The sequence below is a fragment of the candidate division WOR-3 bacterium genome (assembly GCA_016934535.1).
In the GTDB taxonomy this organism is placed as follows: domain Bacteria; phylum SDB-A; class SDB-A; order SDB-A; family SDB-A; genus JAFGIG01.
The window spans coordinates 94,111-103,798 of the sequence record JAFGSQ010000006.1; the positions used below are offsets into that span (position 1 = coordinate 94,111).

6 protein-coding genes are annotated in these 9,688 nt (G+C 42.3%); all 6 read right to left on the reverse strand.

The window, feature by feature from the left end; translation table 11 throughout:
- Positions 1-55 precede the first annotated feature (55 nt).
- The 6 genes from JXL83_01065 to JXL83_01090 all read right to left on the reverse strand — a co-directional run bounded on the left by JXL83_01065 (position 56) and on the right by JXL83_01090 (position 9,379).
- Entirely contained in the window at positions 56-3,097 is a 3,042-nt protein-coding gene (locus tag JXL83_01065; GenBank protein MBN2362703.1) for an alpha-mannosidase, read from the reverse strand.
- Between the two features lie 51 nt (positions 3,098-3,148).
- Positions 3,149-3,817 carry a hypothetical protein gene (locus tag JXL83_01070; GenBank protein ID MBN2362704.1) on the reverse strand — a complete coding sequence of 223 codons (669 nt, stop codon included), beginning with the start codon at positions 3,815-3,817 and terminating at the stop codon, positions 3,149-3,151.
- A gap of 437 nt (positions 3,818-4,254) precedes the next feature.
- Complete coding sequence (locus JXL83_01075) at positions 4,255-5,118, reverse strand: 2-oxoacid ferredoxin oxidoreductase (GenBank protein MBN2362705.1); 864 nt, start codon at positions 5,116-5,118, stop codon at positions 4,255-4,257.
- A gap of 4 nt (positions 5,119-5,122) precedes the next feature.
- Positions 5,123-6,841, reverse strand: a complete 1,719-nt coding sequence (locus tag JXL83_01080) for a 2-oxoacid:acceptor oxidoreductase subunit alpha (GenBank protein ID MBN2362706.1) — start codon at positions 6,839-6,841, stop codon at positions 5,123-5,125.
- A gap of 361 nt (positions 6,842-7,202) precedes the next feature.
- Positions 7,203-7,697 (reverse strand): pyridoxamine 5'-phosphate oxidase family protein, encoded by a 495-nt coding sequence (locus JXL83_01085; protein MBN2362707.1) that lies wholly within the window; start codon positions 7,695-7,697, stop codon positions 7,203-7,205.
- Between the two features lie 92 nt (positions 7,698-7,789).
- A complete protein-coding gene (locus JXL83_01090; protein MBN2362708.1) occupies positions 7,790-9,379 on the reverse strand; it encodes a glycosyltransferase family 39 protein in 1,590 nt (529 codons plus the stop codon).
- Positions 9,380-9,688 lie beyond the last annotated feature (309 nt).

Sequence of the window (9,688 nt, forward strand, 5' to 3'; positions counted from 1 at the left end):
AAAATCACATATCCTTTGTTGCCGGTAGGGTCTAAAATTTAAAAATATTTTTACTCTAATTCAATTTTATGGTTTTAATCTCAAATGGTTTGAATTTCAAGCTGATTGATCCGCAATTTTCAAAGTCGAGTTGCTCAGTTATATTTTCCAGGAGATCGGTTTCAGAACAATTTTTATAATTAGCTTTGGGCTGAAAGATAAACTCGCCGTTGCGACCGCAGGTCTCGTAAAATCTCAGGACAATTCCTTTCCCTTTCTCAGCCGGTTTAATTGCCTCTATTTTAATATTTCCGCTGTCACCAATAATTGTCATAGGGTTTTGAAAGTCAGGAATTATTTTGGCTGAAAACCTGAGAAGTGGAGTATTGAATTCATGAGCCTTTTTCCAGGTGTCGCTCACCTCTATCCGGTTTTTGTGAACATAGTAAGCAAAAGCAAATCCATGGATTCCCTGATCGGCAATATTGCCGTCAGGCATGACGGGAGAGCGCAGAAGATTTAGGTCAATAGTCGAACCTTTAATATAATGACCGTATTTGCAGTCGTTGAGCACGGCAAAACCGTAGCTGTGGTTGCTCAATCCTGCATAACGGTGAGCGCAGATTTCAAAACGTGCGGTATCCCAGCTTGTGTTATTATTATTGGGACGGCTGATTGAACCAAACTGAATTTCCGATATGGAATCATTGCAGAGAACTGACGTTTCGGCTGACAACCTCAGCATTTTTCTCTTTTCCTGCCAATGAACAGTATTGTCAAACCTCAAAAGAGAGGATCCCTCTTCAAGAGTTATATCCTGTTCTATGAGACTCTCCGCAATTTTAAGCTTTTGCAGTATTTTAATTCTGAATCGGTTGATTTCAATAACATTTCGTTCCAGGAGTTTTGGTTTTATCGGAGGCTTTTCCCGGTAATAATGGTTGATGTCCCATGCTTCCCATTTGAGCGGTTCATCGTCATACAACAAAAACTGGTTTGCCGGTCCGCTCAGAAATTCGTAATCATATTCTTTATGAAAAAAGGATCCAATGCTTCCATCGTCTTCCAGTCTGATTCTGACCAAGCTGTTTTCCAGTACATTGTCTTTAAAAGATAGTTCGTTAAATGTATCTTTTTTGAGTTCCGTGGTTCCCGTTGTCACGGCGATCATTGCCATTGGAGGCAAATCGAGGCAAAAGATCAGCTTGTCATCCTGCCTTTCGGCAAAAAACCTTTCTCCTGTCTCTGTAAAAACCTCGTTTTGTTCTTTATCAACCGGAAGTTCAACTGTCTCCCTGCGTTCCCAGTTGAGGGTATTCATAAAAACATGATACTTGCCGGAAGTTTCCTCATCATAAAATTCACTCAATATTTGGGTCTGAATTTCATCCAATAGAGATAAATTTTTCTCACTGAGAGCATGAGCGTCTTCATAGACCTGTTTTATTGAGGAACCGGGCAGAATATCGTGAAACTGATTGAGCAGAGTGTTTTTCCAGATTTTCTCCAGTTCTTTTACAAAAATTCCTCCGTTTATCGCCGAAAGAAATTCTATATCTCTGAGTCTTTGCTCAAGTCTGCGGTTATATTTTTTCATCAGGGCCTGTGTAGTATAAGTTCCCCTGTGCAGTTCAAGATAAAGCTCTCCCACCCAAACCGGCAGGATGTTTTTATCAATTTCGCTGATTTTTTTGAAAAAATCCTGTGCAAAAGCAAACTTGAACCGGGGTACACCGTCGGTGTTCTGCTGGCGCAGGCCGTATTCAATATGTTCTCTTCCCGGTCCGCCGCCGCCGTCTCCGTTTCCGTAGAGATTCAAAAAAGCGTCGGCAATGTCGCTCTGAGAAAATTTTTCTTCACCTTTAATAAGTTCTTTGGGAGTGTTGGCAACATTGTAGTCGTCAGTCGGCAAAAAGTGCGCAATGACAGAACTTCCGTCAATGCCCTGCCAGTTGAAAAGATGATGCGGAAAGCGGTTGGTTTCATTCCAGGATATCTTCATTGTCATAAAATAGTCAACTCCGCACTTTTTTAGAATCTGGGGCAAGGCGGCGCTGTAACCGAAAACGTCGGGCAGCCAAAGATTGTTGATTTCCTTTCCGAACTCATCCCTGAAAAACCTTTTTCCGTATAGACATTGTCTGACCAGAGATTCCGAACCGGAAAGATTCATATCCGGCTCCACCCACATGGCTCCCTGTAATTCCCAGCAGCCTTCCTCGACGGCTCTGCGGATTTTCTCAAAAAGCAGGGGCTGATCCTGCTTGACCCATTCGTAGAGCTGAGGCTGACTGGCTCCGAATTTGTACAGGGGATATTCTTCCATCATCTGCAAAGCCGTTGCAAATGTTCTAATCCCTTTCCGTCTGGTTTCTCTGACCGGCCAGAGCCATGCCATGTCAAGATGGGCATGACCTATGGAATAGACTGTCAGAGCCGACCAGGATGCCGGCACAGCCAGAAGAGATTTGGTAATATTCAGGGAATTTTCTATAAAACAGTTTTCATCCGGCAGATTTAAAATTTTGTTGAGCTCCGAGAAAATTCTTTTTCTGCGGACCGAACCGTTTTTCTGGTTTTCAGCGATCTCGTAGAGCACCCGCATATCCATCCATAATTCAAAAATTTTCTTGTCAAAACGGACAAGATCAGACCCATTCAAAAAATAATCCTTTTTGCCTGCTTCTCCGAAAAGCGAATTGGCCGAAGTCTCAAGAATAAGTTCAAATTTATCCCCTGCCGGTTTTATTAAGGGGTAATAGTATTTTCCTGCCCTGAGATCCCAATGTATTTTGTTTGTAAGTCCGGCGACCGGAATCTTGTTTTCAAAGACGCACGATTCTCCGTCAGTGTCGAGATAGACACCGAAATCGGAGTTCTGCCATTCTTTTGGTATTGTTCCGTAAAACTTAAACCACCCGCAATCCCAGACCTCCCCCCATTTTTCTCCGGTTTGAATCTGCTGAAAATCCATGGTCTGCATCTTTTCATAACTCACCGGGATATTTTTGGTATTAATGTAGAAAGCTTTTAAGGGAATGGCATCAAAATAGACTTTTTTGCCGAGTCTTTCTATAAACTGCTTTATTCTTTCGCCGTATATTTTCTCATTCTGCATAAATTTCTCTGCTGAATGATTCCACTGCCTGTTCAACTGAATCTATTTGCCTCACCACTCTTCTCTTACTTTTCCAAATAAACTGATTAGGTCTTCTTCCAGATTCCGCTTCTCAGCAGCAATAGACTTCAATGAACAAAGAGCACTTCTCGCTATACAAGCCTTATAGGACCAACTGTATGGACTTTGAGCAGGGTCATCATCATTGATTTCCAAGTCTCCTGCAACAACGGCCATTGAAAGCAGTTGCGTGTTTTCAATGATCCATAACCACATTTGATCATCAGGAGGGAAAAGGTCTTCTTCCCAAACCTCCACCTGTCGGCTGTGATCGATTCCCTTCTTCACAACTTGTGTATTTTCTTGCGTGGGTTCTTTCAGCCAGGCTTCAACATTCTTGAGTTGTTTCTCAATAGTCTCCCCATCGAGACATGGGTCGGTTTCTAGAAAGGCAAAACCGAGGTCTTTGACTTGAACAAGATGGTTTTCAAAAACATAATCCCACGCATAGCGTGCGAAGAAGGTTGCGAACAGGATAGCTGTACTTCGGTCGAGTTCGGCAAGTTGCTGCATGAACGTATCGAAAGATTTCTCCAGGGGTAGGGTCGCAAAAAGCCAATTTTTGGTTGGCGGATTTGTGTTTTCATTGCAAAGTAGAAAGAATTTGTTAATATCAACGATTTGTGCGATTTGTCTCTTGATTTCTTCCAGTTTCATCATTTTTAATATCTCCTGATTGTGTTTTTGTCACAGACCCGGCATAAGATTAGGATTACTAATGACAAAGCATGCGTTGCTTTCAATCATTGTCTATCCTAAGTTGAATGCTAATTGAAGATTTATTTTGGTGAATGACCCGCAGTAAAGAAATAATTGGTCCTTACCCCTTCAGTGGTTTTGTATCTCAATATTAAAATTGCATATGGGAGCTGTCAAATACTGAATCATTTCTTTTCAGTCTATATTTTCTATTTCATTTTTTGGATTTATTCTAATGTAATGGCTTAAATTCGTTAAGTCCATATTTTGAGCCATTCTACATGAAAACCGAGTAAAAAAAATGATTCAAAAACTTCAGAGACAATATTTTTCTCAACAATAATATTTCGGCTGGTTACGAAAGAAGTTGATATAGAGCTGTAACTTATGCCACAGTATTACACTTTTTTTGAATCCAGTATTTTCTTCAGTTTATCTATGCCGGGTTTTGTTTTATAAAGAGGTACGGATTCTTTTCGTTGCGGAAAAAGGTTTTCTTCGAAAACAGTATTTTCTGTAGTGTTATAAATAACTCCGAGAGAAAATTTATTGTTTTCAAGTGCATTGCGCATTGCCTTGTCTCTGTCTGTTGAATCCCAGGATTCATCCAGATAGTATGTATTGTCTCGATACCAGCGAAAATTATTTTCTTTATTGAATGAAACGCAGGGTTGCAGTATGTCAACCAAAGAATATCCTTTATGGATTATCGCTTTTTTTATAATCTCTCTGGTTTTATCAACATCCCCGGAAAAAGCCCTGGCGACAAATGAAGCGCCCATTGCTACAGCAACAGCGGCAGGATTAAACGGTTCAAGATATACACCGGCAGTCTGAACGGGAGTTTTGAAGCCACGTTTACTTGTCGGAGAAGCCTGCCCTTTTGTGAGGCCGTAAACCATATTGTTATGAACAAGGTTGGTTATATCCGGATTTCTGCGGATTGTTGCCAGAAAATGATTTCCACCCTCGCCGTAAGTGCATCCGTCGCCGCTTTCAGCAATAACAGTCAGTTTGGGATCAGTCGCCTTTATGGCTGTCGCCGCCGGCAGTGATCTGCCGTGAAGACCGTTGAAGAAACTAACATTAATATATTGAGGCATTTTCGCGGCCTGACCTATGCCAGAAACCATAACAAGCTGATCTCTTTGAATCTTCAGGTCATCAAGAGCCCCTTTTAGCGCTTTGAGTATATCAAAGTTGCCGCATCCCGGGCACCACGCGATATCAATTTCCCTATTAAAATCAAAAATGGATGACATGAATTTACCTCTCTGCCGGGTTTATGAATTCTTGTGTCAGTTCTTCCACGCTGAAAGGCATTCCATTATATTTAGTAATCTTCCTGTCGAATTCAAAGCTTGTAAGCATCCGTATAAGCAGGGCGAATTGTGACGAGAAATTATTTTCGACGATTATGGTTTTGCTCGCTTTTTTTAAATATATTTCTGTCTGCCTGTGTAAAGGGAAAAGCTGGGTGAAATGCAGGAGAGCCGTATCCTTTGCACCCGAAGATATGAGTGCTTCAAGTACCGTTTCAAGTGTCGAACCCCACGAAACAATGAGTGTTGTGTAGTTTTCTGGGCCATAAAGATCGGGAGCTATAATATCTGGTTCCATAGCTTTAATTTTCCCCATTCTTTTGTTTACCTGAGCAGTTCTGACAGAAAAACTTTCTGTTATGTATCCTCCTTCATCGTGTTCATCGCTGTCAACACAGACTATCCCTGTGCCGTATCCGGGAATTCCTCTGGGTGAAATTCCGGTGTCTGAAATTGTGTATCGCTGATATTTATCATCAGTTTCAACAATAATGTTTTCGTTAGAAAATTCATCCATTTTTATTTCAGGGATGGTGGTGTATGAGTCAAGATAGTACTGATCTGTCAGGATAATGACCGGCACCTGATATTTATCGGCAATGTGAAAGGATCTCGCGGCAAGAAATAAACCCTGACGGAAGTTTCCCGGAGCGTATATTACCCGTGGAAATTCGCCATGACCGGCGAAAAGTGTGAAGAGGAGATCGCTTTGTTCGGTTCTCGTCGGTAATCCTGTTGCGGGTCCGGGTCTTTGTCCGATGTGAATTACCACAGGGGATTCGGTGGCGCCCGCGAGACTTAAGCCCTCTGCCATCAGCGCGAAGCCTCCTCCCGATGTGGTGACCATTGCGCGGCCTCCTGCATACCAGGACGCGATTGCCATATTGATCGCGGAAATTTCATCTTCAGCCTGTTCAACGGCTATATTCAATTCTGTTGAATGTTTCGCGAAATTTACAAGAACATCAGTCGAGGGCGACATCGGATAAGAAGAAATGAAGTTGCATCCTCCGGCAATGGACCCGTAGGTTATTGTCTCTGCACCATTCAACAGTATTTCCTGTGAAAGCGCCGGAGCTGGATCCGGAATCCGGATTACCTGCCGGTTGTTGAATAATTCCTGCCCTTTTTCAAATCCCGCGGAAGCTGCATTAATGTTACTATCAATTTTATCGGAGGCGGCAGATGAGAAATAGGATTGCACCTGATCTATAAGCATATAACGATCAATTTTAAAAAGGGCGGCGAATAGTCCCATTATTAAAAGGTTCAGGTATTGTTTCCCTCCGGACTCTTTCGCCATTTCTGTAAAAGGAATATCTATAAAAGTATAATTTTCATTTTTGTAAATATCATTAATAAAGACTGCTTCACCAATGATAACTGTATCGGAACCGATTCTCTCTTTGAACCGGTCCATAGCCCCTTCACCGAATGGAATAAATATATCTATTCTGTCGGTAAATGCGGTTTTTCTTTGTGAAGAAACTCGAATTAACGTTGAGTTGTTGCCTCCTCTAATCCGCGACATAAATTCACTGTATGAAAAAATATATCTTCCTGAAATTTTAAACATCCTCAATAAAAGACGTTCGAGGGTTTGTATACCCTGGCCGGCCTGACCAGAGAGTACGATTGACAGGTCTAAACTGTTTTCTGTCATTGAAGCTTTTGTATCCCTTGAGTTCATCATTCTTTTACTGGAAAATTATGTTTACGAGACAGGATGTTCCTAAGGCAGGTTCTTGCATTTCCCCTTCAGTGAGGTTTGTTATTTTATATTAAAACCGTGAAGAGTTGTTGTCAAATTCTGAATTATTCTTTTTCAGTCTATTTTTTCTGTTTCATTATTTGGATTTAATCTAATGCAATGACATTAAATTCTTCGAGTCAAGCATTTGCACTATTCATTCTAAAAATTGAACGATGAAAAATATTTTAAACAACTTCAGAGATAGTTATTTTCTCTCAAGCTGAGGTCGCTATCTCTGGATGATTCCGGTTTGAAACGGTTGTTGCGCAATTTAACCAATATATTTCTTTCCTATAATAGATTCAATATCCAATCTCAGTATTGTCACTTTATTATACGATTCATCATTCTTTATGTTTCTTTCAAATATCGGCTTTGGATCTTTTTCAAGATGGTTCAATAAAATCTGGAGTCCATGTTTCTTTTCTTCCAGGTCTGAAACAATAAATATATTGCCGCGTACTATAAGTGAAGAATAATCATGATCACATTGAGTTTCCAAATAGCCTTTATCCTCTATTATTGTTCCGCATACTTTGCTGTTCATTTTTATATAATCAAGTTTATCGCCTTTATTCGCGCAGTGAAAATAGAAGCAATTCCTGTTTTTATCAAAACCATAACTCAAAGTTACAATATAGGGATTATCATTTACTGACAATGCAAGTGAAATATGATTTCCAATTTTTATTATTTTGTTTATTTCACTTTGATCCAGAATTTCATTACGTAAACGCTTTGGATGATACTGCATTGCATTCTCCATTCAAGTAATTCAATTATTCTTTGAGCACGCGACAGCGCGTCCGCACAACGCCTGCACCGGCAAAATCTAAAAGAGGAGGATCGTGATTCCTCTCATTCAAAGTGCTTGTACTCCGCCCAGGCGCGGTCGATCGGGACATGCCGGTCGCGTACGATAAATATCTTCAGATTATTCTCCTCTGGCATGCAATGCATGCACGTGTGCAGACCGGCCTGCATGACGTCGCCGTAGGACTCGAAGTAATCTTCCCGGTTTCCACCCAGCCGGATAAATGTCGTCACCGGCATTGGGCCGACACCCCAAAACCAGTAAGAGTTGTGGTTGCATATCACACGCGGCAGAAGATATTTGTGCGCGTACAACTCCAGCGCACCTGCCTCGCCGTAATTCGTGACGAAGACAACCGTCGTGGCCCGTTCGGTATCTGGAATAGAGACATAAGCCTTCGATACATTCTGCGCAAGCTCCTCCCACCCGTGCATGTCGGCGAAGAACTGCGGAAGATCCCCGAGTTCCTGGTTTTCCGGCGTGTTCGGCGCTACACCAAGCGCTTTTGAGTAACTCAGGTACAAATTCACGGGCAGGATCGGAATAGCAAACGGCGCGAGAACCGCTCCCGATAGGACGAGGATCGTTGGAACGCCCCAGCGCCATGGGAATTTAGCCGTGCCGAGGCAGACACCGCCACAAGCAAATATCATCGGGTAGGCTGCAACGATGTACTCCGATTTTGTATGAGAGTTGGCGATAAGTACTCCAAACACAGTGAGGAACATTATACCGATGAGCCGTCGCGAACGTTCATCTTTATGAGTAAAACACCACACGAGACCCGGCAGTGAAACCAAGTACGTAAACGGATTCATTCCCCAGAACTGATCGACGACAAAGCGCCACCGGGTGAGTGATGAATACTTCTGCTCCAAAGCGTTCCGCATGAACTCGATGTGTGGCCAGCCGTTCAGGGCATTCCAGATCACAAAGGGTGAGAAAATCGCGAGAGCAACAGCTGCCGCCGCGTATGGCCCAGGGGTCTTGAGCTGAAAGCGCAATCGCCTGTCGAATAAAATTACAGCGGAAACGCCTGCTCCAAGCCATAGAACGCTTGTCTTATTGAGAAGTCCCAGGCCAAGAACAAATCCAAGCCAGATCCATGCCTTGAACCTGGCGCTTTCAGCTGCTCCGATAAGCGCATGGACCGCCAAAAGCCAGAACATGACGTCGAGGCTGTTCATCGAGAAGTAAGTGTGGAGACTCAGCATCTGCGGAGCGGCCAATAACGCCAGCGAAGCCAGTACGATCGAGGCGCGGCCTCCTCCCATTCGCCGGGCGAGGATGCCCGTTAGAGCAACGGACACGCCGAAGAGAATAGCAGGTACGAGGCGAATGGCAAACACTGAATCACCGAAGAGACTGCACGCTACTGCTAAGACGAAAATCGATAGAGGCGGTTGATCAACATATCCCGCATCGAGATGTTTACTGCAAGCGATATAATAGAGCTCATCCCGAAAATACCCGTAACCGCCTATGGTGTTTGCGATGATGAGCACGGTGAGCGCCAACACCGCCATTACGAAAATCGTAACCCAGTTCGATGAACGCGCCTTTCCTGCAGTTTCTGTTTTTGTCAGGTCTATCTGGGCAGATTCATCGCCCTCACCACACATGATGCTCAACATAAGATTAGTCGTAACAATTCAAAAAGAATGGTTTACGCTCCATAATTACCTGGTTTCTGTTGGCTGTTAATTGAAAAAAAAATATTAGTTAAATAGCGCTTAGAAAAGAAATGATTTGGTATTTCTCCTCCAATAAACAAGTATGAATAATAATAGAACTGTAGTTATTTCAAGTCAAACAAGGATTTTTAATTTAGGATAGTTGTTTATCTTTTGTTCTTAGTAAAAAATATATTTTAAACCACTAGTGTCCTATAAAAAATAAAAAGAAAAAGACTGGTTCCTAAAAAGAAAATATAATCAAAAAAA

Coding starts and splice junctions, on each gene's coding strand:
- JXL83_01065 (MBN2362703.1), bottom strand. CDS start 3,097: ATGCAGAATGAGAAAATATACGGCGAAAGAATAAAGCAGTTTATAGAA.
- JXL83_01070 (MBN2362704.1), bottom strand. CDS start 3,817: ATGATGAAACTGGAAGAAATCAAGAGACAAATCGCACAAATCGTTGAT.
- JXL83_01075 (MBN2362705.1), bottom strand. CDS start 5,118: ATGTCATCCATTTTTGATTTTAATAGGGAAATTGATATCGCGTGGTGC.
- JXL83_01080 (MBN2362706.1), bottom strand. CDS start 6,841: ATGACAGAAAACAGTTTAGACCTGTCAATCGTACTCTCTGGTCAGGCC.
- JXL83_01085 (MBN2362707.1), bottom strand. CDS start 7,697: ATGGAGAATGCAATGCAGTATCATCCAAAGCGTTTACGTAATGAAATT.
- JXL83_01090 (MBN2362708.1), bottom strand. CDS start 9,379: ATGTTGAGCATCATGTGTGGTGAGGGCGATGAATCTGCCCAGATAGAC.